The organism is Pseudomonas sp. GW821-FHT07B01 (genome assembly GCF_059419065.1).
The window spans coordinates 34,955-60,758 of the sequence record NZ_JBWKRA010000015.1; the positions used below are offsets into that span (position 1 = coordinate 34,955).

Below are 25,804 nucleotides of genomic sequence, written 5' to 3' on the forward strand. Positions count from 1 at the left end.
CGCTATCGCAGGCAAGCCAGCTCCCACAGTTTTGATTGCATTTTAGTCAGGGTTTAATGGCGCCTGGTCTGTGCATTTTGAACAGGGCCTCAGGCCCCAGCTGGAAATAGTCCGCCGGGCCACCCCCGCGCAAAATCGGCTCGGCGGCAGCAGTGTCGTAGATCCCATCCTTGAGCAACCATTTGGCGATGTGCACCGCCACGACCTCGCCCAGCACCAGCCAGCTCGGCACCAATTGCTGGTCGGCACGTTGCAGTTGGATGATCTGCGTCACCTTGCACTCGAACGACACCGGGCTCTCGCCCACCCGTGGTACGCCGACGATTTTCGAAGCCACCGGCGTCAAGCCGGAGAGTTCGAATTCATTCACCTCGGGCGATACGGCCGCGCAGCTCTGGTTCATCTGCTCGGCCAGTGGTCGGGTGGCCAGGTTCCAGACGAATTCGCCGGTCTGTTCGATATTGTTCAGGCTGTCTTTACGCCCGACACTGGAAAACCCAATGATCGGCGGAATGTAGTTGAACGCATTGAAGAAACTGTAGGGCGCCAGGTTCAGGCGGCCTTCGCGGTCGTGCGAGGAGATCCAGCCAATCGGGCGTGGGCCGACGATGGCGTTGAACGGGTCATGGGGCAGGCCGTGGCCGTTGGCGGGTTCGTAAAAGTGGATGTCGTCAGGCATGGCCGGGGTTCCTGCTACGCGGTTTGGGAGGCGGTCATAGTGCAATTCATGGCGGTGAATTTCCATCGTGCCCATGGATTTTTCATACATCTGCCACCTATTTTTCACAGTTTCCCCTTCAGTCTGCGCCCAAGGTCAATACCCCCTATAAGACTGAGCCTTGGAGCTATCTACTGCATGAACAAACTTCCTCAGATCACCCTGGCGTTCTGGGTCATGAAAATCTGCGCAACTACCTTGGGCGAAACCGCCGGGGACTTGCTGTCGATGACCTTGAACGTTGGCTACGCCATCAGCTCCATGATCCTCATTAGCGTGTTCCTGGTGACCCTGGTGACGCAACTCTGGTCGAAAACCTACAACCCGGTGCTGTACTGGATCGTGATTTTGTCTACCAGTACTGCGGGTACCACGATGTCCGACTTTATGGACCGCACGCTGGGGCTGGGCTACGCCACCGGGTCGATGATCCTGGTTGTGATCCTGATGATCATCTTTGCATTGTGGCATCTCAGTGGTGACTCGCTGAACGTGAACAAGGTGCAGACCTTCCGAGGGGAGCTGTTTTACTGGATGGCGATCCTGTTCTCCAACACCTTGGGCACCGCATTGGGCGATTTCCTCGCGGACGATTCGGGGCTGGGCTTCGCCGGTGGCGCATTGTTGATCGGCTCAACCATCGCCGCGGTGGTGGTACTCAAGTACTTCACCCGCATCTCGTCGGTATTGTTGTTCTGGGTGGCGTTTGTACTGACACGGCCGTTTGGCGCGACCTTGGGAGATTTCCTGACCAAACCCCATGAAAAAGGCGGCTTGGATTTCGGCACCATCGGTTCATCCGCGGTATTGGCTGCGGTGCTGGTGGTGATGATTGCTGGCGCGTCGTATGCGCAGCGGCGCTATGGGCGCAATGAGGCCGCAGAGTTGTCCTAAGGCTAAATGAGGGAGCGGGCTTGCTGTGGCGAGGGAGCTTGCTCCCGTTCGACAGCGTAGCTGGAGCCAGCTTTTTGGGGGCGCTTCGCACCCCAGCGCAAGCAAGCTTGCTCGCCACAGCAAGCCCGCTCCCACATTTTTTAGTCGGTGGTGATGCGTGAGTGTTTACGCGTGTCTTTCATGGTCACGTACACCATCAACGACACGGCGATACACGCGGTCACGTACCAGTAGTAGCCAGTTTCCATACCGATGCTCTTGAACCACAGCGCGATGTATTCAGCGGTACCGCCGAAGATCGACACGGTCAGGGCATACGGCAGGCCCACGCCCAGTGCGCGGATTTCGGTCGGGAACAGCTCGGCCTTCACCACGGCGTTGATCGAGGTGTAGCCGCTGACGATGATCAGCGCCGCCATGATCAGGAAGAACGCGCCCCACCAGCTCTGGATGGTGTGCAGGGTAGTGAGGATCGGCACGGTGAACAGGGTGCCAAGCACGCCGAAGGCGATCAGGATCGGGCGGCGGCCGATTTTATCCGACAGTCCGCCGATGATCGGTTGCAGGCACATGAACAGGAACAGCGTCGCCGCCGAGATGGTGGTGGAGTCGGAGATGCTCATGCCGACCGTGTTCACCAGGTATTTCTGCATGTAGGTGGTGTAGGTGTAGAACGCCAGGGTGCCGCCCATGGTCAGGCCGACCACGGTCATCAGTTCCTTGGGATGGCGCATCAAGGTGCGCATTGCGCTTTCCTTGGCTTTTTCTTTCTTGGTGAACGACTCGGTTTCTTCCATGCCGCGACGCAGGTACAGCGCGACCACTGCGCACAGGGCGCCGATGGCGAACGGGATGCGCCAGCCCCAGGCGTACAGTTGTTCGGTAGTCAGCACCTGTTGCAGCACGATCAGCACCGCCAGCGCGATGAGCTGGCCGGAGATCAGGGTCACGTACTGGAAGCTTGAGTAGAACCCGCGACGTTCCTTGGTGGCCATCTCACTGAGATAGGTGGCAGAGGTGCCGTATTCGCCGCCGACCGACAGGCCCTGCAGCAGGCGGGCAAACACCAGCAGGATCGGCGCACCGATACCAATGATTTCATAGCCTGGGCTCAGGGCAATCAGCAGCGAGCCGAAGCACATCAGGTACACCGAGGCCATCAAGGCTTTTTTACGCCCGACTTTGTCGGCGTAGAGGCCCATCAGCCAGCCACCGATCGGGCGCATCAGGAAGCCCACGGCGAAGATCGCGGCGGTGTTGAGCAGTTGGGCAGTGGTGTCGCCTTTGGGGAAGAAGGCTTTGGCGAAGTACAGCGAGAAGGCGGCGTAGACGTACCAGTCGTACCATTCGACCATGTTGCCGACCGATCCGCTGAAGATCGACTTGATGCGGCTGGAGGTGGTGCGCTCCTGCGCTTTGACGGCCGTCGATCCCAGAGGCACGGTGTTGGAGTTATCCATTGAAGGATCCTTCATCTAGTTGTTTTTATGGAGCGGCGCGTGCGCAGCCTGTTGGGGCTATAGCAGGAGCTGTGCCAAGTAGAGGAAGGCCCGCAATAGAAGGGTTGCGGGATTTTATTGAGCGGAAATTCGCTGATGGTTTTGGGGTGGTGAGCGGAAATCCGCTTATGGCTGCAGTAATCGTTCCCACGCTCTGCGTGGTAACGCCTGTTGTGACGCTCCGCGTCGCGCCTTTAAAAAGCGACGCAGAGCGGCCTAGGCTGCGTTCCCACGCGGAGCGTGGGAACGATCAGTGTGGGAGCGGGCTTGCCCGCGATGGCGATTCAAAGATCGCTACACAAACATCTCCCTTACCAACCCATGCCGCTGCATCTTCTCATTGAAGGTACGGCGCGGCAGTTGCAACTCGGCCAGCACCGCCTTGATATCGCCCTTGTGACGCGTCAACGCGGCCTTCAGGCAGTGTGCCTCGAACGCCTCCTGCTGCGCCGCTAACGACTGCCCGGCTTCGACCCCTTGCGGTTCCGGCTCGTCCAGCCCCAACACCTGGCGCTCGGCGACGTTGGCCAGTTCGCGCACATTGCCCGGCCAGTCATGGCTGAGCAGGCGCCCCAACTGTGGCCCACTCAAGGGCTCGACCTGGCGGCCCAGACGCTCGGCGGCGCTTTGCGCAAAATGCTCGTACAGCAGGGGAATATCTTCGCGACGTTCACGCAATGGCGGCAGGCGCAGTTGCGCGACGTTGAGCCGATAGGCCAGGTCTTCGCGAAAGCGCCCGGCACGGGCTTCTTCCAGCAGGTCGGGCTTGGTGGCAGCGATGATGCGCAGGTCCACTTGGATACTCTGGTTGGAGCCCAGCCGCTCCAGCTTCTGTTCCTGCAATACGCGCAGCAATTTCACTTGCTGGGCCAGGGGCATGCTTTCGATTTCATCCAGGAACAAGGTGCCGCCGTGGGCATATTCCAGCTTGCCGATACGTTTGCCCTGGGCACCGGTGAAAGCGCCGCTTTCATGTCCGAACAGTTCGGCTTCGAACAACTGCTCGGGGATTGCCGCGCAATTGAGGGCCACGAACGGCTTCTTGGCGCGTGGGCCGAAGTCGTGCAGGCAGCGGGCGACCAACTCCTTGCCGCTGCCGGTCTCACCGCGAATCAGCACATTGACCGGCAAACTCGCCAGGTCCAGCACTTGGCGGCGCAAGCTTTGAAGGCCCTTGGACACACCCAGCAGGCTGGACTCCAACTGCGCGCGATGATCGGCCTGTTGATGCAGGCGGCGGTTTTCCAGGATCAGGCCACGCTTGTCCAACGCCCGGCGCAGGCTGTTGAGCAAGGCGTCGGGGCTGAAGGGTTTTTCCAGGAAGTCGTAGGCCCCGTCGCGCATGGCTTCGACGGCCATTGGCACGTCGCCATGGCCGGTGAGCAAAATCACCGGCAAATCGGCATCGCGGCGCTGCACCTCGGCCAACAGTTCAAGGCCGCTGAGCCCCGGCATGCGCACGTCGCTCAGAATCACCCCGGCAAAGTCCTTGGGCAGTTGCGCCAGGCACTCTTCGGCGCGGCTGAACAGCTGCACGTCAAACCCCGACAGGCTCAGCCATTGCTCGACGGCCGTGCGAATACTGGCTTCGTCATCTACCACAATCACCGCGTTCAACATAGGTCTGGCGTCTCCAGGGCGATAGGCAGGGTCAAGGTGAAAGTCGCGCCATCGCCACGGTTAGCGGCACTCAGGCGTCCGCCCAGTTCATGCACGATAGCGTAGGACACCGCGAGTCCCAAACCGAGCCCGTCGCCCACCGGTTTGGTAGTGAAAAACGGGTCGAACACGCTGCTCAAATGTTCTTCGGCAATCCCGCCGCCGCTGTCGCAGACGCTCAACTGCCACAGCTGCTGATCGGCGTGCAGGCGGATTTCCAGGCGCTTGCGCGGTTTATCGGCCATGGCGTCGAGGGCGTTGCGCAACAGGTTGATCAGCACCTGTTCCAGGCGGATCGCGTCGCCACGTACCCAGGCCGGGCGGGTGAGGTCCAGCACCACACCGATGGCTTCGTCACGCAGGCGCGCGTCGAGCAGGTGCAAGGATTGGTCGACCACCGTCGCCAGGTCCAGCTTTTCGCGCAGGCCACTGGGGCTCTTGCGCGCGAATGTCTTGAGGTGGCCGGTGAGCGCGGCCATGCGCGTGAGCATGTCATCCAATGGCGTGAGCGCCTTGTAGGCATCGTCCACGCGACCATGGTCGAGCAGCAGCCGCAGCGTCGCCAGTTGCATGCGCTGGGCGGTCAGCGGCTGGTTGATTTCATGGGCGAGGGCGGCCGACATTTGCCCCAATGCCGCCAGCTTGGCCGACTGCACCAGGCCATCCTGGGCGGTGCGCAGCGCCTGGGTGCGTTCTTCGACCAATTGCTCCAGTTCTTCACGGCTGCGCTGGCGCAAGCGGGCCAGGCGCCAGCGCTGGCTGAGGAACAGCCCCAGGAACACCAATGCCAGCCACGAACCCGCAGCGGCAAGGCCCGCGTTACGTTGGTCTTCAAAGGCAAACTGGGGTTTGCGCAACAGGTGCAGGGTCCAGCCTTCGCGCTTGAGCGGCAGCGACTCCCAGATGTAATTGGCGTTGCCGTCGGGGCCGTTGACGCGGATCAAGTGGCTGTGTTCGTCAAAGCGTTGCAGGGGCTGGGTGTCCAGCGGCTGCAGTTGCTTCTTGTCGTATTGGCGGGTGGCCTTGAGTTCAGCCAGGTCATTTTCGGACAACGGCCGCAGGTTGCGATAACGCCAGCCCGGCTGGTTGGCGATAAACACGATGCCCCGCGCATCGCTGACCAACAGCAGGTCATTGCCCTGGGCCCATTCGCGCTCCAGCTCGGGGAACTCCAGCTTGACCACCATGGCGCCGAGGAAATGCTCGTGCTCATCCACGACCGCACTGGAAAGAAAGTAGCCCGGAATACCCGTGGTCACGCCCACTGCATAAAAGCGCCCGGTGCCGTGGCTCAAGGTCTGGCTGAAATACGGCCTGAACGCGTAGTTGTGGCCGACATAACTGCTGGGCAGGTTCCAGTTGCTGGCGGCCACGGCCAGGCCGGTGCGGTCCATCAGTTCCAGGGTCGAAGACTGCGCAGCGCCGTTGATGCGCTCCAGCTTGCGGTTGAGCCGGTCTTGCGTGGTGGCGTCCAGCGGGCCCTTCAAGGCGCTGATCATCTCCGAATCCAGCGCCAGCACGGCGGGCAGGGCACGGTAGCGTTCGATCAGGGTGTGCAGCGAGTTGGCATACAGCGCCAGCTGCTGATTGGCACGGGCGGCGTCGTCCACCAAGGCCTGGCGTTCGGCATGGCGCGTGGCCAAGGCGGCAGCCAGCACCGCACCGGCGATGATCAACAGAGAATAGAAGGTCAGGCGCAGGGGGCGAGGGATCACGATCATACGATGATGAACAGGCACGGTAAGGGGCGAGCACCATAGCATGGGCAGCTCATATCTTGTGACCAAGGAGCTTGTGGGGGAGCTGGCTTGCCTGCGATGACGGCCTGACAGCCGACATCTATCTACCTGACACCCCACGATCCAACTGTGGGAGCTGGCTTGCCTGCGATGACGGCTTGCCAGCCGACGGCTATCTACCTGACACCCCACGATCGCAATGTGGGAGCGGGCTTGCTCGCGAAGGCGGCCTGACAGCCGACCGGGATGTGGGATCAGATTGAGTACATATCCGTTAGTTAGGTAACGGCCACTTAGGGTTCCGCCCTGACGGCGGCTCACTTTGCAAAAGCCGGGATGCCGGCCCAGGCCAAAGTAAGCAAAACGCTCTTGCCCCACCACTCGGCACCTCGCCTAGGCTCGGTGTGCCCGAACGCAGGCTTGAATCCGTGGGCCGCCGCCACGCGCCATCCATGGCGCGGGGCGGCTAACCCGGCGTCCTGCCGGGTTACCCACGAATTCAAGCCTGCGTTCGGCCAGCGTGGTTTAACGGGGCGCCTGAGATCAAGATCAAAAGCAGATCAAGAGCAAGATCAGGAGCAGTCCTTTGCTCCAGGCATAAAAAAGGCAACTGGGCCGTGGGGCCGCAGTCGCCTTTATTCTTTTGGATGAGGTGCTTACTGCACTTCTACCGCCAGGCTGTCACTGATCTTTTTCTGCCAGATGGCAGGACCGGTGATGTGGACGGATTCACCTTTGCTGTCTACTGCAACGGTGACCGGCATGTCTTTGACGTCGAACTCGTAGATGGCTTCCATACCCAGTTCGGCGAAGGCAACCACGCGCGACTTCTTGATGGCTTGGGCCACCAAATAAGCGGCGCCGCCCACGGCCATCAGGTACACGGCCTTGTGGTCCTTGATCGCTTCGATAGCGGTCGGGCCGCGCTCGGACTTGCCGATCATGCCCAACAGGCCGGTTTGCTCCAGGATCTGACGGGTGAACTTGTCCATCCGCGTCGCGGTGGTCGGGCCCGCCGGGCCAACCACTTCTTCGCGCACCGGATCCACCGGGCCGACGTAGTAGATAAAGCGGCCCTTGAGGTCCACCGGCAAGGTTTCGCCCTTGTTCAGCATCTCGACCATGCGCTTGTGCGCCGCGTCGCGACCGGTAAGCATCTTGCCGTTGAGCAGGACGGTTTCGCCCGGCTTCCAGCTCTGCACTTCTTCCGGGGTGAGGGTGTCGAGGTTGACGCGGCGGGCCGATGGGCCAGCTTCCCAGACGATTTCCGGGTAGGCGTCCAACGATGGCGCTTCCAGCGACGCCGGGCCCGAGCCGTCGAGCACGAAGTGCGCGTGACGGGTGGCGGCGCAGTTGGGGATCATGCACACCGGCAGGGACGCGGCGTGGGTCGGGTAGTCCATGATCTTCACGTCGAGCACGGTGGTCAGGCCACCCAGGCCCTGGGCGCCGATGCCCAGTTGGTTGACCTTCTCGAACAGCTCCAGGCGCATTTCTTCGATACGGTTCTGCGGGCCGCGCTTTTTCAGCTCGTGGATGTCGATGGACTCCATCAACACTTCCTTGGCCATTACTGCGGCTTTCTCGGCGGTACCGCCGATGCCGATGCCGAGCATGCCCGGTGGGCACCAGCCGGCGCCCATGGTCGGAACAGTCTTGAGCACCCAGTCGACGATCGAGTCGGACGGGTTGAGCATGGCCATTTTCGACTTGTTCTCGGAGCCGCCACCCTTGGCCGCCACGTCCACTTCCACGGTGTTACCCGGGACGATGGAATAGTGGATGACCGCAGGGGTGTTGTCCTTGGTGTTCTTGCGGGCGCCGGCCGGGTCGGCGAGGATCGAGGCGCGCAGGACGTTTTCTGGCAGGTTGTAGGCGCGACGCACGCCTTCGTTGATCATGTCGTCCAGGCCCATGGTGGCGCCGTCCCAGCGCACGTCCATACCCACGCGCACGAACACGGTGACAATACCGGTGTCCTGGCAGATCGGGCGATGGCCGGTGGCGCACATGCGCGAGTTGATCAGGATCTGGGCGATGGAGTCACGGGCTGCCGGCGATTCTTCGCGCAGGTAGGCTTCGTGCATGGCCTGGATGAAATCAACGGGGTGGTAGTAGGAAATGAATTGCAGGGCGTCGGCAACGCTCTGAATCAGGTCGTCTTGCTTGATCACGGTCATGAGTCGCGCTCCTCTATAAGGGAACATTCAATAAAGATGGCGTCAGTGTTGCATCGGTCGGCTGAAGCCATCTTTCCAAGGCACGCCAGAATGGTGCAGGCGCGACGCTAAAAAGGCGCGGCAGTATAACCCGGCACGGTGGCCGATACACCCGACTATGGTCAAACTGTCGCAGGCATGATTCCCTGTGCGGCGCTCCTTATGATTGAGTCTTTATATGCCTGAACTGTATGTCGGCGAACGCCACTGGTCTGTATCCCTCGGCAGCAACCTGCTGGATGCCTTGAATCAGGCCGGTGTGGCCGTGCCCTTCAGTTGCCGGGCCGGCAGTTGCCATGCGTGCCTGGTGCGTTGCGAGGGTGAGGTTGACGACCAGCAGCCCGAAGCCCTGAGCCCGACGCAGCGCCAGCAAGGTTGGCGCCTGGCGTGCCAGTGCCGGGTCAGTGCGGACCTGAAGGTCGAAGCGTTTGACCCTCAGCGCGATGGCTTGCCCGCCCAGGTGGTGGGCGCCGATTGGCTGAGTTCGACGGTACTGCGCCTGCGCCTGCAACCGGAACGTGCCCTGCGGTACAACGCCGGACAGCATCTGGTGCTGTGGGCGGGGCAGGTGGCGCGCCCCTATTCTCTGGCGGGCTTGCCCCAGGAAGAGCCGTACCTGGAGTTTCATATCGACTGCCGTCAACCCGGTGCATTCAGCGATGCGGCGCGACAGTTGAAGGTCGGCGATCCTTTGCGCCTGGGTGAACTGCGGGGTGGAGCACTGCACTATGACCCTGACTGGCAATCGCGGCCGTTATGGCTGCTGGCTTCCGGTACTGGCCTGGGGCCCTTGTGGGGTGTGTTGCGCGAGGCGCTGCGCCAGGATCACCAGGGCGACATTCGCGTGATTCACCTGGCCCATGAGGCCGAAGGTCATTATCTGGCTGAACCCCTGGCAGCCCTTGCCGCCCGGCATGGGAACCTGACCGTGGAGCTATGGACCGCGGCGCAGTTGCAGCCGGCATTGGCGCAACTGCGGCTGGTTTCCCGGCACACCCTGGCCTTGCTTTGCGGGCACCCTGCCAGCGTCGAGGCCTTTTCCAAGCGCTTGTTCCTGGCGGGACTGCCGCGTAATCAATTGCTGGCGGATGTGTTTCTATCCCGCCCTTTCACTTTATGAAAAGCCTGCTCAAGTCGGTATCGGAGTTTATCGCCGGGTGCTGATGACGCCATCGCAGGCAAGCCAGCTCCCACAGTAGACCGAGTTGTCTGACTATTGTGGGAGCTGGCTTGCCTGCGATGAGGCGCTGAAACTCAACACAGTGGCCTGCACTGAAATGCAAAAAGCCCCGCCATTCACATGGCGGGGCTTTTGTTTTTCAGCCTGTCACTCAGACCTGCGGGTCGCCCACATGCAGGATCTTCATGCCATTGGTGCCACCGGTGGTGTGGTAGCTGTCGCCCTTGGTCAGGATGACCCAGTCGCCTTTCTCCACGACGCCGCGTTTGACCAGCTCGTCGATCGCCTTCTGGCTGACTTCGTTCGGTGCCAGCGACGCCGGGTCGAACGGGATGGTGTACACGCCACGGAACATAGCCGCGCGGGCCTGGGCTTCGCGGTGTGGGGTGAACGCGTAGATAGGCACCGAGGAACGGATGCGCGACATGATCAACGGCGTGTAGCCACTTTCGGTCAAAGCGATGATCGCTTTCACGCCCGGGAAGTGGTTGGCGGTGTACATGGCAGCCAGGGCGATGCTCTGGTCGCAGCTTTCGAAGACCTTGCCGATGCGATGGCTGGAGGTCTTGCTGGTCGGGTGCTTTTCGGCACCGACGCAGATACGCGCCATGGCCTGTACGGCCTCCAGCGGGTAAGGGCCGGCGGCACTTTCAGCCGAGAGCATCACGGCGTCGGTGTAGTCGAGTACGGCGTTGGCCACGTCGGACACTTCGGCACGGGTCGGCATCGGATTCTGGATCATCGACTCCATCATCTGGGTCGCAACGATCACCGCTTTGTTGTGACGGCGTGCGTGCAGGATGATCTTCTTCTGGATACCGATCAGCTCGGCGTCACCGATTTCAACGCCTAGGTCGCCACGGGCAACCATCACGGCATCGGAGGCCTTGATCAGGCCGTCGAGGGTTTCATCATCGGCCACGGCTTCAGCACGTTCGATCTTCGCTACCAGCCAGGCGGTACCGCCGGCTTCGTCGCGCAGCTTACGGGCGTATTCCATGTCGGCGGCGTCGCGCGGGAAGGACACGGCGAGGTAGTCCACTTCCATTTCGGCGGCGAGCTTGATGTCGGCCTTGTCTTTTTCAGTCAGGGCCGGCGCCGTCAGGCCACCACCGCGACGGTTGATGCCTTTGTGGTCGGACAGCGGGCCGCCGATGATCACGGTGCAGTTCAGTTCGGTCGGCGTGGCAGTGTCAACGCGCATCACCACACGGCCGTCGTCCAGCAGCAGTTCGTCACCGACGCCGCAGTCCTTGACCAGGTCCGGGTAGTCGATGCCCACCACGTCCTGGGTGCCTTCGGTCAGCGGGTGGCTGGTGGAGAAGGTGAACTTGTCACCGATCTTCAGCTCGATCCGCTTGTTGGTGAATTTGGCGATACGGATTTTCGGGCCTTGCAGGTCGCCCAAGAGTGCAACGAAGCGGCCATGCTTGGCGGCGAGGTCACGCACCAGCTTGGCGCGAGCCTTGTGCTCGTCCGGGGTGCCGTGGGAGAAGTTCAGACGGGCGACGTCCAAACCAGCCAGAATCAGCTGTTCGAGGACTTCCGGCGAGTTACTGGCCGGGCCAAGGGTGGCGACGATTTTGGTACGACGGACGGACATGCACGGACTCCTGAGTTCAAGCGCTGGGGAAGGCTACTATGCTCTTTCGTTGTAGTCATTGTTCGTTTGCACTACTTATCGACGATTGGCTTGTTTTGGCTGCGGTTGAATGGGCAAACGCCTTGAAGATTTTCGACCAGGGGTCGATACACTGCACAAGACAGGAGAACCCCATGCGAATTTTGCTCGTTGCTGCCCTGGCCGTCAGTGTTGTCGGCTGTACCCGCTGGTCGATGGACCACCATTTGAACAACGCTTACCGTGCCTATGGGGTCGGTGATTGCCAGCGTGTCACCTTGGAGTTGTCCCAGGTCGATCGCGAGAGCCGAACTCGCCGCTACGTGCAACCGGAGGTTTCGATGTTGCGCGGGCAGTGCCTGGAACGCCAGAAACTGTTTGTCGATGCCGCACAGACCTATCAATTCATCATCGGCCACTACCCGTCGAGCGAGTACGCCTATCGAGCCCGTGCGCGGCTCGATACCTTGCAGCAACTGGGGCATCTGCCGGCTGCAGGCCTGGCAAAACCAAGGCCTGCGTCGTTGTAAGGGTATTTGTCGCTTCATGGCTGGCCTGTCGCCAGTCTTGCGCTATTCTTTGAATGTCTGTTTGTGCAGTACCCATTCGAACGGATGCAATGCCCGGATTCGGCAGCTGTTTGGTGACAAGCGGTAGCTGTTGTCACACCGAGATCCAGGGAGAGCGAGCGGTTGCTTGTTCCGAATCACTGGCACGGCCAGATTTCTGGCTATTGGATGGCGACTTCACCATGTTTACCGAACGACGGATCGAGCGGCATCAACTGCCGTATTTTCTGCAGGTGTTCAATCGTATTACTGACAAGCCAATCGGCTATCTTGGAAATGTGTCTGAAAACGGTCTGATGCTGATCAGCTCGTTACCCATGATGACCGAGGTGGATTTCGAGCTGCGCTTGAAAGTGCCGGTGGCGCAAGGCGAGTTCAAGGCAATTGACCTCACGGCAACCTGCTTGTGGAGTCACGAGGATGTCACCCCGCAGCATTACGACTCGGGGTTCAGCGTGCTTGAGGCGCCCGAAGAGTACCGGCACCTGATCAACGCGCTGTTGCAGTACTTCAGCTTTTATCCTTTGCAGGCCTCTGTCTGAATTATGCGTGGGGTCGTGGCCGTTTCCTGGCCATGCCCCTGCGCAGTCATCCTCAGAATACCCCGGCCTTTTTCCACTCCAGATAGCGCGTGACCAGCCCGGCACCCAGCGCCGATGGCAAGGTATCGAGCACCGACAGCCCATGGGCACTCAAGCGATCATGGCGTTGGTTGCGGGTGTTGAGGTAATCGATCGTGCCGCTGTAAGCCAGCGCTTCGGGCAATGTCTGCACAGGCGCCTGGCGTAGTTGGTCGAGGACCTCTTCCCTCAGGCTGGCCACCAGTACCCGGTGATGCCTGCCGATACGCTGGACGGCAGCCATCAGCGCTTCATCCTCCTCATCCCGCAGGTTGGTGACGATGATCACCAGCGCCCGGCGTTTTTGACGTGCCAACAACTGGCTGGCGGCCGCCTGGTAGTCGGCGGTTTTTCGCGTGGTCTGCAGGTCATAGACCGCATTGAGCAACAGGTTCAATTGGCCACTGCCCTTGACCGGCTTCAGGTAGCGCGGCTGGTTGCTGGCAAACGTGCACAGCCCTACGGCATCGCCCTGTCTCAAGGCAACGTAGCTCAGCAGCAGGCAGGCATTGAGCGCGTGGTCAAAATGGGACAGTTCATCATCCTGGCTGCGCATGTGCTGGCCGCAATCGAGCATGAACACGATTTGCTGGTCGCGTTCGTCCTGGTATTCCCGGGCAATGGGCGTTCGTTGGCGGGCGGTGGCTTTCCAGTCGATCTGGCGCAGGCTGTCACCTTCACGAAACTCGCGCAGTTGATGAAACTCCAGGCCTAATCCTCGCCGCTGATGTTGGCGCACGCCCAGTTGGCTGAGCCAGTTATCCACACCCCGTAACTGCGCCCCGTATAAACGTGCGAAATCCGGGTAAACACGAGTGGCATCGTGAGTCTCGACCCAGCGTCGTGCCGACCACAGCCCCAATGGGCTGGGCAGCAGCAGTTCGCAGCGACTGAAATGGAAGTGCCCGCGCCGCAAGGGGCGTACGCGATAGCCCAGCTCAGCGCGTTCACCGGGGCGTAGTTGAATGGATTGAGGCAGGTTCTCCACAGCCAGGCCATCGGGCACGTGATCGAACACCTGCACGGTCAGAGGTTGCGGGTAGTCGTGCTCCAGGCACAGGCGTATTTCTTCCCAGCGCCCCAGCGCCAGGCTACCAGGCAATGTTCTGTACACGCGGGCCGAAGGGCGGCGACGCAAGCGTGCAGCATCCAGCAACGCCAGCAGCAACAGGGCCAGCAGCAGGCCCCAGGCTACCGAATGCAAGGTGGCGGGCACTTTGAACTGCAACGCTGCCGAAGCGCCCAACAAGATGTTCAAGCCGAGCAGAACGCCCAGCCAGGTCAGCAGCAGACGAGTCGGTTTCATGGCCGCGTCATTGCCTTGGTGCGGCAATCTGGTCGAGTAACTGCTGGAGCACCTGGTCGACTTCCAAGCCGTCGATGTCCAGTTCTGGTGCGATGCGTACCCGGTGACGCAGTACCGCCAGGGCGCAGCCCTTGATGTCATCGGGGGTGACGAATTCGCCACCGCGCAACAGCGCACGGGCCCGTGCCCCGCGTACCAGGGCGATGGAGGCCCTGGGGCCGGCACCGATGGCCAGCCCCGGCCAACTGCGCGTGGCACGGGCCAGGCGTACGGCATAGTCGAGCACCTGTTCATCCAGTGGCAGGTCACTGGCAATTTGCTGCATCGTTACTACGTCCTCGGCTTGCAGCACAGTACGCAACGGCTGTACCTCCAGCATGTCGGCCTTGGACGAGCGCGTCACTTCGCGGACCATATCCAGCTCTTGTAGAGCATCTGGGTAGTCCATTCGCACCTTGAGCATGAACCGGTCCAGCTCGGCCTCGGGCAGTGGGTAGGTGCCTTCCTGTTCGATGGGGTTCTGGGTCGCCAGCACCATGAAGGGCTGGCCGATGGGCAACGCCTCGCCCTCCAGGGTCACTTGGCGTTCCTGCATGGCTTCCAGCAGCGCTGCCTGGGTCTTGGCGGGTGCACGGTTGATCTCGTCGGCCAGCAACAGGTGGGTGAATAAAGGCCCCTTGCGCAGTTTGAACTGTTCGGTCTGCAGGTCGTACACGGCGTGGCCGGTGACATCGCTGGGCATCAGGTCCGGGGTGAACTGGATGCGGGCGAAATCACCGCCAAAGCAGCGGGCCAGGGCCCGTACCAGCAAGGTCTTGCCCAGGCCAGGCACACCTTCAAGCAGTACGTGGCCGCCTGCGATCAGGGCGGTGAGCACGTCGTCAATCACCGGGTCCTGGCCAATCACGGCCTTGCGCAATTCCACGCGCAGCGCCTGGGCCTGCTGGCTGGCCTGCTGAAGGTTTTCGGCGGTCAGGGCGGTGGCCAGTGGAGAGTCGCTCATAAGGCATTCCTGAGGGTTTGCAGGTGCGCCACCTGACGGCTGAAGTCGGCGCTGGAAAGCCGCTTCAGCGCAACGGGCTCAAGCGCCTGGCTGATGATGTGAGGGGGTTGTCGCGTAAGGTGTTCCAGCACCTGGCGTTGCTCTGACGCATCGAGGTGTTCGAACCCTGGATGGCGTCGCCGGGCTGCGCGCAGAATGTCGTGTCGCAAGGCTTGCAACAACGTGCCCTGGCCGCTGCGGCGCAATAGGAAGTCCGCGCTGGCCTGCAAGTGTTCCCGCAGTTGGCGACGTGCCTTGGGCGCCGGTGCCTGGATCGGGCCCTGGCGGATGCCTGCCTGCCACAGCCCCAGAACAAGCAGTGCAACCAGGGCGACGAGGGCTTGGGGAAAATAACGGAACAGCAGAGTAAACAGATCGTCCGTGTCGCTGTTGAACAGCAAGGTGACCTCACTGCCCTGGTTCAGGTACCACAGCAACCAGGCGTTATCATGGTTGCCGATATTGGCGGTTTTCCACAGGTCGCTGTCGGTGATCACCGTGACGCGGCCTTGCCCCAGGTCGAGTTGCATCAGGTGGCTGGACTTGGCGCTGTTGGCGGAAAACTGTGCCAGGTGCTTGGGGTCGGTGAGGTTGAAGTAAGTGTCAAAACTGAAGTACGCCGGTGCGGTTTCGTTGTCGACATAGAGCTTGGTCAGATCCGGCTTGGTTTTTTTACGCGGTGGCACGGGTTCGTCGAAGGTGTCGCTCAAGGTTTGGCGGATAGTGAGGCGATCAAGCAGCAGGTCACCGCTTGTGCCGGCTTCTTCATCCCATAATGCCTCGGCGACCAGGAGCAGGTGGCCACCGGCTTTTGCCCAGCCCAACAGTTGGTCGACCTGGCGTGGGGTCATGTTGCTGCGCTCTCCCAGCAACAACAGGCTATGGCCTTTGGCGGGCAGTTCGGCGAGTCGTTCAAGGCCCTTGGCGTGTGCCACGACCAAGCCGTGCTGGCGTAGAAAGTGCTCGGCGGCCAGATAGGGATTGGCGCGAGCCTCTGGCGACGGGCCCCGGTCAACCACTTGCTCGTAGGGAATTGCCTTGTGCCAGGCATATAAGCCGCCCGCACCCACCAGGCACGCCAACAACAGCGCTGTCCACAATAGCGCGCGATTCATTGGCCCGCTCCGTCACTGAAAAGAGCACGCCAGTCGCTGCACAGTTTTTGTTGGGCTGAAGAAGGCGGCAGACGGTGACCATAGGCCAGGTTTTGCCAGTGGCGTGTCAGTTCGTCGCTGAACGCCAGTAACTGCGGTTGTTGCAAATGATGAACATGCTCCAGTACCTGCCCCTCGGTATCGGCGCTTGTCAGTGGCAGGTCGAACTCGTGCAACAGCCGGCTGAGCAACCCGCGATACAGCAGGCCAAGGGCCTCCCGTGGCTGAGTAGGCCATAGCTGTTCGGCGGTACTGGCGATGTCTTCGGGCAATGTCTCGGCGCCCAGTTCCAACCCGAACAACTGGGCAGGAACGGGCGAGGGAGCGGTAGTGCGAGTGGGTCCAAGGCGGCTGACGAACGTGCGCAACCATTCACGGTAACGCCAGAACACCAGGGCCAGGCCGCCAATCACAAGGCTCCAGAGCAGTATTTCCAAAGTTTTGGCGACGTATGTGAAGGTGTCGCTGTTAAGGTTGTCGAGCAGTGCCTGGAGCCAGCCAGGTAATTTGCCGTCGCCCGTGGCCTTGTTTTTAACCGGCGCTTTTTCTTCGCCAAACCGATAGCGTGTGACGGTTTCCGGGTTCTTGAAAGGTGGCTTTTCCAGCAACGCCTGGATGGATTGGCTGGCGGCCTGGGTGCTAAGTGGCTTATGGACTGTGGTTTCATCTGCCATGGTCGGTGGGCTGATGTGTAGCAACGCCAGGCCAACCACCAGCAACAGCAGCGGTGCAACATTGCTCAGGCGCTGGCGCAGGCGACGGAATACCAGTTCCAGGTCCCAGGCCTCCAGCACCGTGCGGCGGTTGAGGTAAAGGCTGAAGCCACAGGCGACGTAGATGGGTTCCCAGAACACCAGGATCAGGGCATAGAAGGCATTGCTCAGGTGCTCAAGCCAAAGCACGTCCGAGCCTGATGCCAATACCAGCCGTTGCCAGTCCCAGTCCAGTTCAACCTGTTGCGGGATGAAGAGATAGAACAGGGCCATGCCGCCAAACCACAGGCCGATTTCCAGGTGTACGCCGATCGTCGTCAGCCAGCGTGCGGCGCCAGCGTTACGTTGCAGCAACACCCCAAGGCGTCGTTGACGTGCGTCACCGTCCAGGCCTTCCAGTAGGCTGACGGGCAGGGTGAAGCTGCGACTCATGCTCAGCCGCCGCCAGGTCAGGCTGACGAACAGTTGCCCTTTGAGCAACTGCGGCCAATGGCGAACGGCCTGTTTGAGGCTGGGGGGCTCACCAAACAGGGCTTGGGAAAGAATGTACAGCGGCAAGCGGTCGAAGGCCGGCTTGAGCCACCAGAACAGGAACATGACCAGAGACGGGTAACTCCAGAGCAGCACCGTCAACAGGCTGAATATCGGAAGGCTCACCAGCGCCCAACTGCTCATCAGCAAGAAACGGTGTTCCCGGGCCATCAGCACACCCAAGTCCATGGCTTCCCAGGAAGTGCGCGGGCGAATGACTACGCTGGCGTCAGTCAGGCGCATGGCGACTCCGCCCGGCCAGGGTCAGGTAAGCGGCTACCAGCAGCCAGAGGGCGGCGCCTACCGCGTACTTGATCCAGGGCTCAATGCGAGTGGTTGAGGACCAGTAGGCTTCGATAAAGGCGGCGATCAACAGGAACACCATGACCCCGCAAAGCATCCTTACGCTTTTGCGCGCGGCCAGGCGCAGGGCTTCGCTGCGCGCCAAGCGCCCGGGGGCGACCAGTGACCAGCCCAGTTGCAAGCCTGCGGCACCGGCCAGTGTAATGGCGCTCAACTCGAATGCGCCGTGGCCAATGACAAACGACCAGAAGGTCTGGCCATAGCCAATGTCGGTAAGGTGCCCGGAGACCGCACCTATGACCAAACCGTTGAAAATCAGGAAGAACACACTGCCCAGGCCAAACAACAGGCCGGCGGCAAAGGTCTGGAAGGCGATGCCGATGTTGTGCATCACGTAATAGCCAAACATCATCCAGTCTTCGCTGGCGGCACGCTCGGCAGCGCGGCCCAGGCGGCTGGCATCGGGGTTGTACATGCCCTGCATCTCGGCCACCTGCTGGGGGCTGATGATGCTGTAGACCAGATCGGGGAACAGGTACACCAGCAGGGCTATCCCCGCCAGGCTGCCAAAGAAGAGCAGGCCGGCGATCAGCACGAAGCGCCATTGTTCGCGTACCAGGCGCGGGAAGTCGGCGAGAAGAAACGCCAGTATGTTTGCTGTCAGATGGCTGCGATGACGATACAGTTGTTGATGGCCGCGCAGTGCCAGTTGTTGCAACGGATCGACCAGGTAACTGCTGTAGCCGCGTTGCTGAGCCAGGGCCAGGTGTTGGCACAGGCGTCGATATTGATGCGGGAAGTCGGCAACATCGGCGGCCTTGGCTTTACCTTGCTCCAGTTGCTTCAACTGCTCGGCGAAGGTTTGCCATTGATGCTGGTGGCGGCTTTCAAAAAGGCTTTGCTTCATGTCGGCCCCAACAAACCACGGGCTACACCGTTGAGTTGCTCCACGGCACGCGGTGCAGACACCTGCAGGGGCCCTGCGAGGATGGCGGCCAGTTCATGCACCCGTTCGGCCGAGAGTTCGGCCTGGCGTTCGGCGAAACCGAGGATGGCCCGCTGTTCGCTCAGCTCCAGTGCAAAAGGCAGGCGCAGGGCAGGCGCTTGAGGAATGCTCGGGCGTACCAGCGGCAGCTCGCGGTAGACCACCAGCGTGCCTGCCGCCAGGTCGCCGAGCCGCTTGAAGTGCGGATGCTGCAGGCAACTGATCGCGCCGAGGAAATAACCGAAGGGCAGCATGTCGACAAAACGCAGCAGGTTGCGGATCAATGATGCCGACCAGCCAATGGGCGTGCCGTCATCCTGCACCACGCGCAGGCCCATGACCTGCTTGCCCGGCGAGCAGCCCTGGTTGAGCACTTCGAACAACACCATGTACCACCAGCTCACCACGAACAGCAGCAGCGAACCCAGCCCGATCCCCACATTGCCGAGCAGCGCCAGCGGCACTAGCAGGATCCCCATGATGATCCCTCGCGTGCCCAAGTCGAATGCAAAGGCCAATGCCCGAGAGGGCAGGCCAGCAGGACGCAGGGGCAGGTCGATGCCCTCCGGCGTTTCTATCTGATAGTGGGTATCCAAAGGCGTTGATGGCATTGCGATCCTTGGCAGTGCGAGGCGACTCGCGAGACACGGATGCTAGCAGTGTCGACGGTGGAAGCAACCATTCGAGGGTTTTCTGGATATTTATACAGTCAGGTATCGCTGGCTCCCAACGCCTTGCAGCGCCTAGACTTTGTCGATCTTCAGCACAGGAATAGCCCGTGACCTCGATTTTCTGGTACGACTATGAAACCACCGGCATCAACCCGCGCAATGACCGCCCGCTCCAGGTAGCCGGGATCCGCACCGACCTTGAGCTCAATGAGGTCGGTGCGCCGATCAATCTTTATTGCCAGCCCAGCGACGATATCCTGCCTCACCCGGCAGCGTGCGCGATCACGGGCATCACGCCGGATGTCCTCGCCGAGAAGGGCCTTGCCGAAGCCGATTTCATGACTCGGGTGCACGCCGAACTGGCCGCGCCAGGCACCTGCGGCGCCGGCTACAACACCCTGCGATTCGACGATGAAATGACGCGCTACAGTCTGTACCGCAATTTTTTCGACCCGTATGCGCGCGAGTGGCAGGGCGGCAACAGTCGCTGGGACTTGATCGATGTGATGCGCACCGCCTACGCCCTGCGGCCGGAGGGGATCAAATGGCCCGAGCAGGATGGGCGTGTGACCCTCAAGCTCGAACGCTTGACCGAGGCCAACGGCATCGACCATGGCCAGGCCCATGACGCGTTGTCGGATGTGCGCGCAACCATCGCCCTGGCGAGGTTGGTTCGAGAGAAACAACCGAAGTTGTATGAATGGTTGTTTCAACTGCGCAGCAAGCAGCGGGTCATGGATCAGGTGCGGTTGCTGCAACCGATGGTGCATATCTCCGGACGTTTTTCCGCCGAGCGCCATTATCTGGGCGTGGTCTTGCCCCTGGCCTGGCACCCGCGCAATCGCAATGCCTTGATCGTCTGTGACCTGGGGCTCGATCCACAAGGGCTGTTGGATCTGGATGCGACGACGCTGCGTCAGCGTCTTTACACGCGCCGCGATGAGCTGGCCGAAGGTGAGCTGCCGGTTCCGCTCAAGTTGCTGCATATCAACCGCTGCCCGGTGGTTGCGCCGTTGAAGGTGCTGCGCCCTCAAGACCTTGAGCGCCTTCAATTGGATAAGGAAGCTTGCCTCGCGCGGGCGCTGCGGCTAACTGACGCACAGGAAGTTTGGCGGGACAAGTTAGCGGCCATTTATGCCGAGGAAGACTTTGCGTCAAACTCGGACCCGGAGCAGCAGCTCTACGATGGTTTTATGGGTGACCGTGACCGCCGTTTATGTGAGCAAGTTCGCATGGCAGAGCCCGCGCAATTAGCCCGTCAGCAGTGGCCGTTCGATGATCATCGTTTGCCGGAATTATTATTTCGCTACCGGGCGCGTAACTTTCCTGAAACCTTGAACAATGAGGAGCAACAACGCTGGAAACTTTTCTGTCAGCAACGTTTGTCGGATGCACAGTGGGGGGCGCCGAATACCCTCTTGGCATTTAAGCAGGCGCGTGAGGAGTTGGCGGTTAGTGCTACATCGTTTCAGTGCCAGGTACTGGCGCAATGGCAGGACTATGTAGATTCCTTAGCGGCGCGCCTGAATCTGTAGGCGCATAACTACAGAATATTCAGACAATAAAAAACGCCAGTAAGCTGGCGTTTTTCATGTGTGACGTATCGGGTGAACGTCCGACCGGGCTTAGCCCAGCAGGGTTGCCCAACCTTCAACTACGTCACCGCCCCACTTGGCTTTCCACTCTTTCAGAGTTTTGTGGTTGCCACCTTTGGTTTCAATCACTTCGCCGTTGTGCGGGTTTTTGTACTGCTTGACCTTGCGAGCACGCTTGGTGCCGGTAGTTTTCACAGCGCCACGCGGTGCTTTAACTTTTGACTCTGGATCCAGCAGCGCGATGATGTCACGCAGGGATTTGGAGTATTCGCCCATCAGGGTGCGCAATTTGCCTTCGAATTCCAGCTCGGTTTTCAGCTTGTCGTCTTCGGACAGGTTCTTCAAACGGGCTTGCAGCTCTTTGATAGCTTCTTCGGTGGCGCGGTATTCGTTGATCAGTGACATGTGGACTACCTTATGTAGAACGCTGATTGACAGGGTGAGTGGCCTAATAATAGTCAGGCAATTTCATCAAGTAAACATTTAAGACGTTATTCAGGCGAATGACATTGAATGTGTGTGAGAAAACCTGGCCGATGAGTTAATCAGTAAGCGTTATGCGCAAAAGATAAAATCACCTTAATTTTTTGCTACCGGCCTGAGCATGCCGTTGTATCGTCATATAGTGGTGGTAAAACCTTACCCGATTAAGGGGTGTTACCACGGCCATGCCTCAAGATAAGGTGCAAGGGAATACTGCAGTTTTTCTGCGTAATCGCTAGAATAGCGGCCTTTGTGAAGTTCTGGAGTTTCCCCCTAATGCGCACTTTTCGGCTGGTGATTGCTTGCCCGGACCGGGTTGGCATCGTTGCCAAGGTCAGTAACTTTCTGGCTTCCCATAATGGCTGGATCACCGAGGCGAGCCATCACTCGGACGATCTCAGTGGTTGGTTTTTCATGCGTCACGAAATCCGTGCCGATACGTTGCCCTTTGGCTTGGAAGCCTTCCGCGAGGCGTTTGCGCCGATTGCCGAAGAGTTTTCGATGACCTGGCACATCACCGATACAGAGCAGAAGAAACGCGTGGTGCTGATGGCCAGCCGCGAATCCCACTGCCTGGCAGACCTGCTGCACCGCTGGCACAGCGATGAACTCGATTGCGAGATTGCCTGCGTGATCTCCAACCATGACGACCTGCGCAGCATGGTCGAATGGCATGGCATCCCTTATTACCATGTGCCGGTCAACCCACAGGACAAGGAGCCGGCATTCGCCGAAGTGTCGCGCCTGGTCAAGCAGCATGACGCGGATGTAGTGGTGCTGGCGCGCTACATGCAGATCCTGCCACCGGAGCTGTGCCGCGAATACGCTGGCAAGGTGATCAACATCCATCACAGCTTCTTGCCGTCCTTTGTTGGTGCCAAGCCTTATCACCAGGCTTCCCTGCGTGGCGTGAAGCTGATTGGTGCAACCTGCCACTACGTGACCGAAGAGCTGGACGCCGGCCCGATCATCGAGCAGGACGTGGTGCGCGTCAGCCACAGCGACAGTATTGAAGACATGGTGCGGTTCGGCCGTGATGTCGAGAAGATGGTGTTGGCCCGTGGCTTGCGCTACCACCTGGAAGATCGCGTGTTGGTGCACGGCAACAAGACCGTGGTCTTCTGACCCAGCGGTTTTGATTGAAGACACCGGGGCCTGGAGGTAAAACTCTCCAGGCCCTTTTTTATTTCTGTTTCAGGAGATTCCCATGAGCGACCCGCTGGATAAAGCCACCTCACGGGCGCCTGCTACCTTGGGCGAGGGCTGTTTGAGTCGTTACGACCCGGACGCGCTGGATGCCGAGGATGGTACTGATTTTCCAGGCGCGGCGCGTTTATGGGAACAGACACAGGCGCAGGACCAGCCGCCTGCCGCCCCTGAAAAAGACGCTTGAGCAGCGGTTTGCCGACCATCAATAGAAACACTGGCGCACCGGCCAGCAAATAGAAGTAGTAGGTCACCGCGCGCCAGATCAGAATCGACGCAGCCGCTGTGGATGTGCCCACCATGGGCGCCAGCAGTGCCGCTGACGTCAACTCCGCAGCGCCGGCCCCGCCTGGCGCCAGGCTGAACTGCCCGGCAGTCAGGGATAACATCTGGATCAGAAAGCTCCAGGCCCACTGCACCTCGCCCCCCAACCCGCGCAGCGCCAGGTACAGCACGCTGTAACGCAGCAGCCAATGCAGGCTGGTCAGCGCAAAGACCCCAAGCAAGGTGCTCCGGGGTAGTTTCAGGGTGGCGCTGAACGCCGCAAGAAAACGCAGCAACCGGCGTGCCCAGCGTCGGCGGGTGATAGCACTGACCTTCATGGCCTTGAGTACCAAACCCGCCAGGCGAATCAGCCGTCGGTGAAAATGCACCACGGCCCAGCCACTGAGTACCCCACCCACCATCGACACGGCGCTGAGCCCCAGCAACCACTCCAGACGCGGGCTGAGGCTATGGAACAGCGCATATAGCAAGATCCCCACCAGTGCGCAGAGAAAAAACACCAGGTCGCTCAACTGGTCCATGGCAAACACCGCGCTGCCTTGGGCGGGGCGGATGCCATTGCGTGCCAGCAGGGCCATCAGGGTCAACGGCCCGCCGCTGCCGCCGGGTGTTGCACACATGGCGAACTCGGTGGATATCACCACGCCAAGGCTTTTAAGCGGGCCTAACTCGCCGCGATGCTCGCCAAGCAGCAGGCGGATACGCAGGCTGTTGATCAGCCAGCAGCCAATGATCATGGCGAACATCCCCAGTAACTGGGGCAACGGAAACTGGCGCAGGCGCGCAATGCTTTCGCCGCCGCCCAGCCACAATGGGATCACCAGCGCCACCAAGAGCGCCAACACTAACCAGATCAGTCGGCCCATGGCTGCGTCGCCAGCCAGGCGGCCTTGGTTTGGGGGACGCGCCCCGCGTTGAGCAGGCGTTGCAGGGTGTCTAGCCAATAATCGCGGGAAAACCTGTGGCGCATGTCCACCGGGTGCAAACCCAGTCGGATCAGCGGGGCCTCCTGCCACCGCTGTTCACGGCGATCACTGAGGATTTTGGACAATCCCCGGCGCCAGGCACTGCGGGCGCTCCACACCAGGCCAGGGGCTTTGATAGGCGTGAAGTCCGGCAGGCGATAAAGATGTTGTGGGTCGCTGGTGTAGCTCAGCGGCAACTGGCGCAATGCCTGCCGGGTGCCGTCGCTCATCAACCAGGCGGGCGCAACAAAGCCATGCAGCGGCCAGTCATTGCGCTCAAATACCTCAATGCCGGCGGTCAACCGCCGCAACGCCTCGGCTTCGGACAGCTGGTAAAACTCGCCTTCGTGGGTATAGATGCGCCGCATAAACCATTCTTTTGGCGTACGCGGCTGAGGTTGGTCGTCGCAATGGTAGTAACCGTGCAAGGTGAGCTCATCGCCCTTGGCGACACGGCTGTCGAGCAGGCGCCGAAAATCGCGGTGGGCGGCCAGGTCGTCATGGTGATGGAAGTCTGGCACCACCAGCCAAGTGATGGGCACGTTGCCCAGTGCATCGACGGCCTCGACGAAGGGCCGGTAGTCGGCCCAGGTGTGCGGGGCCACGTCGTGCAGTACCAGCATCAGCGCGCGCTCAGCCATGGGCGAGCATCGGTTCATGGCTGCCCAGCACGGCGCAGTAATGCCCCAGCAGGCTGTCGACTACCGTGTTCCACGCATAATGCTGCTCGACATGGCGCCGAGCCTGAGCACCCAGGCGTCGGCTGTCGGTACTGAACAGCTCGCGCACCGCCTCGGCCATGGCTTTGGGGTTGTTTGGCGCGCACAGCAGGCCACAACGCTCGTCGACAATCTCGGTAAAGGCCCCGGCCGCCACGGCGACCACTGGAATACCGCAGGCCATGGCTTCCAGGATCACCAGGCCGAAGGTCTCCTGGTCACCACCATGCAGTAAGGCGTCGGCGCTGGCCATCAGCCGAGCGACATGTTGGGCGGGCCGGAATCCGTCAACCACGGTGACATTGTCTGGCACGCTGGCCGGCATGCCGGAGCCCACCAGCAGCAAGTGGTAGCCTTCCCCCAGGCGTTTCATGCAGTTGAGCAGCACCGGCAGGTTTTTCTCCCTGGAGCCGCGCCCGGCGAAGATCAGTAGCCGAGTGTCTTCGCCAATCCCCAGTTCGGCGCGCAGGCCGGGGTCACGTACCTCAGGGGTGAAGGTTTGCAGGTCTACGCCCAGGGGTTGAACGAAGACATTTCTGACGCCAAGCCCGGTGAGCTTGTCGGCCATTACCTGGCTGGGGGCGAGCACCCGGTCAAAATTCCCATAGAGTTTGCGCACATAGGCTTCAACATTGGGGGTAAACCAAGGCCCCATGCGGTTGCTCACCAGCAGTGGCAGGTCGGAGTGGTAAAAGCCGATGACCGGCACATCCAATTGGCGTCGGGCATCCAGCGCGGCCCAGGCGGTCAGGTAAGGGTCGCCAACTTCGATCAGGTCGGGCTGTAAATCGTGCAGGACATTTCGCCAAGGCGCCAAACGAAGGGGGAAGCGATAGCCTTTGCCGAAGGGCAGGGCGGGCGCCGGTACTTTGAAGATACCGTCCTGCTCGCTCAAGTGTGCGCCAGGAATCAACAGGCTGTGGCGAATGCCCGGCTTGAGCGCCAGACGCCGGTGCTTGGCGTCAAGGTAAGTGCGTACGCCACCGCTGGCCGGGGCGTAGAACATGGTTATGTCAGCGATATGCACGATGAACATCCCTCCGATCCATTGCTCTCCCTAGATGGACCTGAGGTAAGGATAGATGTTCGATTGGGATTGGTGTGGGAGAGGGCTTGTCCTTATGCCAT

General features: G+C 60.7%; 22 protein-coding genes. 6 read left to right on the forward strand and 16 right to left on the reverse strand.

Annotated elements, in window-relative coordinates:
* Positions 1-46 precede the first annotated feature (46 nt).
* Positions 47-679 (reverse strand): flavin reductase family protein, encoded by a 633-nt coding sequence (locus AC07S6_RS17545; RefSeq protein WP_054918436.1) that lies wholly within the window; start codon positions 677-679, stop codon positions 47-49.
* A 177-nt stretch (positions 680-856) separates the two neighbouring features.
* On the opposite strand from AC07S6_RS17545, the gene AC07S6_RS17550 reads away from it, so the two are divergent.
* Positions 857-1,612 carry a COG4705 family protein gene (locus AC07S6_RS17550; protein ID WP_054918379.1) on the forward strand — a complete coding sequence of 252 codons (756 nt, stop codon included), beginning with the start codon at positions 857-859 and terminating at the stop codon, positions 1,610-1,612.
* 140 nt (positions 1,613-1,752) lie between these two features.
* Here AC07S6_RS17550 and AC07S6_RS17555 read toward each other — a convergent pair whose 3' ends face one another.
* From AC07S6_RS17555 to AC07S6_RS17570, 4 genes are all read right to left on the reverse strand, one after another.
* A complete protein-coding gene (locus tag AC07S6_RS17555) occupies positions 1,753-3,072 on the reverse strand; it encodes an MFS transporter (protein WP_034128609.1) in 1,320 nt (439 codons plus the stop codon).
* A 333-nt stretch (positions 3,073-3,405) separates the two neighbouring features.
* Complete coding sequence (locus AC07S6_RS17560; protein ID WP_166405903.1) at positions 3,406-4,731, reverse strand: sigma-54-dependent transcriptional regulator; 1,326 nt, start codon at positions 4,729-4,731, stop codon at positions 3,406-3,408.
* On the reverse strand, positions 4,725-6,491 hold the full coding sequence (locus AC07S6_RS17565) for a sensor histidine kinase (RefSeq protein ID WP_495112687.1): 1,767 nt from the start codon (positions 6,489-6,491) through the stop codon (positions 4,725-4,727). The genes AC07S6_RS17560 and AC07S6_RS17565 overlap by 7 nt, the downstream gene beginning before the upstream one ends.
* 674 nt (positions 6,492-7,165) lie before the next feature.
* A complete protein-coding gene (locus AC07S6_RS17570) occupies positions 7,166-8,689 on the reverse strand; it encodes a fumarate hydratase (protein WP_034128606.1) in 1,524 nt (507 codons plus the stop codon).
* A gap of 217 nt (positions 8,690-8,906) precedes the next feature.
* On the opposite strand from AC07S6_RS17570, the gene AC07S6_RS17575 reads away from it, so the two are divergent.
* Positions 8,907-9,848, forward strand: a complete 942-nt coding sequence (locus AC07S6_RS17575; RefSeq protein ID WP_054897654.1) for an iron-sulfur-binding ferredoxin reductase — start codon at positions 8,907-8,909, stop codon at positions 9,846-9,848.
* 211 nt (positions 9,849-10,059) lie between these two features.
* Here the strand turns inward: AC07S6_RS17575 and pyk are convergent, their stop codons facing one another.
* Positions 10,060-11,511 (reverse strand): pyruvate kinase, encoded by a 1,452-nt coding sequence (pyk, locus tag AC07S6_RS17580; protein WP_003193904.1) that lies wholly within the window; start codon positions 11,509-11,511, stop codon positions 10,060-10,062.
* Between the two features lie 173 nt (positions 11,512-11,684).
* Here pyk and AC07S6_RS17585 point away from each other — a divergent pair, with 173 nt between their 5' ends.
* Both AC07S6_RS17585 and AC07S6_RS17590 read left to right on the forward strand, forming a co-directional pair.
* Positions 11,685-12,059, forward strand: a complete 375-nt coding sequence (locus AC07S6_RS17585) for a tetratricopeptide repeat protein (protein ID WP_003193903.1) — start codon at positions 11,685-11,687, stop codon at positions 12,057-12,059.
* A 221-nt stretch (positions 12,060-12,280) separates the two neighbouring features.
* Entirely contained in the window at positions 12,281-12,640 is a 360-nt protein-coding gene (locus AC07S6_RS17590; RefSeq protein ID WP_019821226.1) for a PilZ domain-containing protein, read from the forward strand.
* Positions 12,641-12,692: 52 nt separating this feature from the next.
* On the opposite strand, the gene AC07S6_RS17595 is transcribed toward AC07S6_RS17590, so the two are convergent.
* Genes AC07S6_RS17595 through AC07S6_RS17620 form a run of 6 tightly spaced genes read right to left on the reverse strand, consistent with a single transcriptional unit; the run spans position 12,693 to position 19,363 of the window.
* Positions 12,693-14,024, reverse strand: coding sequence for a DUF58 domain-containing protein (locus AC07S6_RS17595; RefSeq protein WP_495112688.1), 1,332 nt, complete (start codon positions 14,022-14,024; stop codon positions 12,693-12,695).
* Positions 14,025-14,031: 7 nt separating this feature from the next.
* Entirely contained in the window at positions 14,032-15,027 is a 996-nt protein-coding gene (locus AC07S6_RS17600; protein WP_032902736.1) for an AAA family ATPase, read from the reverse strand.
* Positions 15,024-16,181, reverse strand: a complete 1,158-nt coding sequence (locus AC07S6_RS17605) for a DUF4350 domain-containing protein (RefSeq protein WP_495112689.1) — start codon at positions 16,179-16,181, stop codon at positions 15,024-15,026. Before AC07S6_RS17605 ends, AC07S6_RS17600 begins: the two co-directional genes overlap by 4 nt.
* A complete protein-coding gene (locus AC07S6_RS17610) occupies positions 16,178-17,707 on the reverse strand; it encodes a DUF4129 domain-containing protein (protein WP_495112690.1) in 1,530 nt (509 codons plus the stop codon). Before AC07S6_RS17610 ends, AC07S6_RS17605 begins: the two co-directional genes overlap by 4 nt.
* Positions 17,694-18,674 carry a stage II sporulation protein M gene (locus tag AC07S6_RS17615; protein WP_197883147.1) on the reverse strand — a complete coding sequence of 327 codons (981 nt, stop codon included), beginning with the start codon at positions 18,672-18,674 and terminating at the stop codon, positions 17,694-17,696. Before AC07S6_RS17615 ends, AC07S6_RS17610 begins: the two co-directional genes overlap by 14 nt.
* Positions 18,671-19,363: an RDD family protein gene (locus tag AC07S6_RS17620; protein ID WP_495112691.1), complete on the reverse strand. Its 693-nt coding sequence runs from the start codon at positions 19,361-19,363 to the stop codon at positions 18,671-18,673. The genes AC07S6_RS17615 and AC07S6_RS17620 overlap by 4 nt, the downstream gene beginning before the upstream one ends.
* A 167-nt stretch (positions 19,364-19,530) precedes the next feature.
* Between AC07S6_RS17620 and sbcB the strand changes: the two genes are divergently transcribed.
* Positions 19,531-20,958 (forward strand): exodeoxyribonuclease I, encoded by a 1,428-nt coding sequence (gene sbcB, locus AC07S6_RS17625; RefSeq protein ID WP_495112692.1) that lies wholly within the window; start codon positions 19,531-19,533, stop codon positions 20,956-20,958.
* 90 nt (positions 20,959-21,048) lie between these two features.
* On the opposite strand, the gene mvaT is transcribed toward sbcB, so the two are convergent.
* Positions 21,049-21,423, reverse strand: a complete 375-nt coding sequence (gene mvaT, locus AC07S6_RS17630; RefSeq protein ID WP_019821235.1) for a histone-like nucleoid-structuring protein MvaT — start codon at positions 21,421-21,423, stop codon at positions 21,049-21,051.
* A gap of 354 nt (positions 21,424-21,777) precedes the next feature.
* On the opposite strand from mvaT, the gene purU reads away from it, so the two are divergent.
* A complete protein-coding gene (purU, locus tag AC07S6_RS17635; protein WP_019821236.1) occupies positions 21,778-22,626 on the forward strand; it encodes a formyltetrahydrofolate deformylase in 849 nt (282 codons plus the stop codon).
* A gap of 122 nt (positions 22,627-22,748) precedes the next feature.
* On the opposite strand, the gene gpgF is transcribed toward purU, so the two are convergent.
* From gpgF to gpgS, 3 genes are read right to left on the reverse strand one after another with little or no spacing between them, the layout of a single operon-like run.
* Positions 22,749-23,858, reverse strand: a complete 1,110-nt coding sequence (gene gpgF / locus AC07S6_RS17640; protein WP_495112693.1) for a glucosaminyl phosphatidylglycerol flippase — start codon at positions 23,856-23,858, stop codon at positions 22,749-22,751.
* Positions 23,846-24,598: an N-acetylglucosaminyl phosphatidylglycerol deacetylase gene (gene gpgD / locus AC07S6_RS17645; RefSeq protein ID WP_495112694.1), complete on the reverse strand. Its 753-nt coding sequence runs from the start codon at positions 24,596-24,598 to the stop codon at positions 23,846-23,848. Before gpgD ends, gpgF begins: the two co-directional genes overlap by 13 nt.
* On the reverse strand, positions 24,591-25,712 hold the full coding sequence (gene gpgS / locus AC07S6_RS17650; RefSeq protein ID WP_294204726.1) for an N-acetylglucosaminyl phosphatidylglycerol synthase: 1,122 nt from the start codon (positions 25,710-25,712) through the stop codon (positions 24,591-24,593). Before gpgS ends, gpgD begins: the two co-directional genes overlap by 8 nt.
* Between the last annotated feature and the right edge of the window lie 92 nt (positions 25,713-25,804).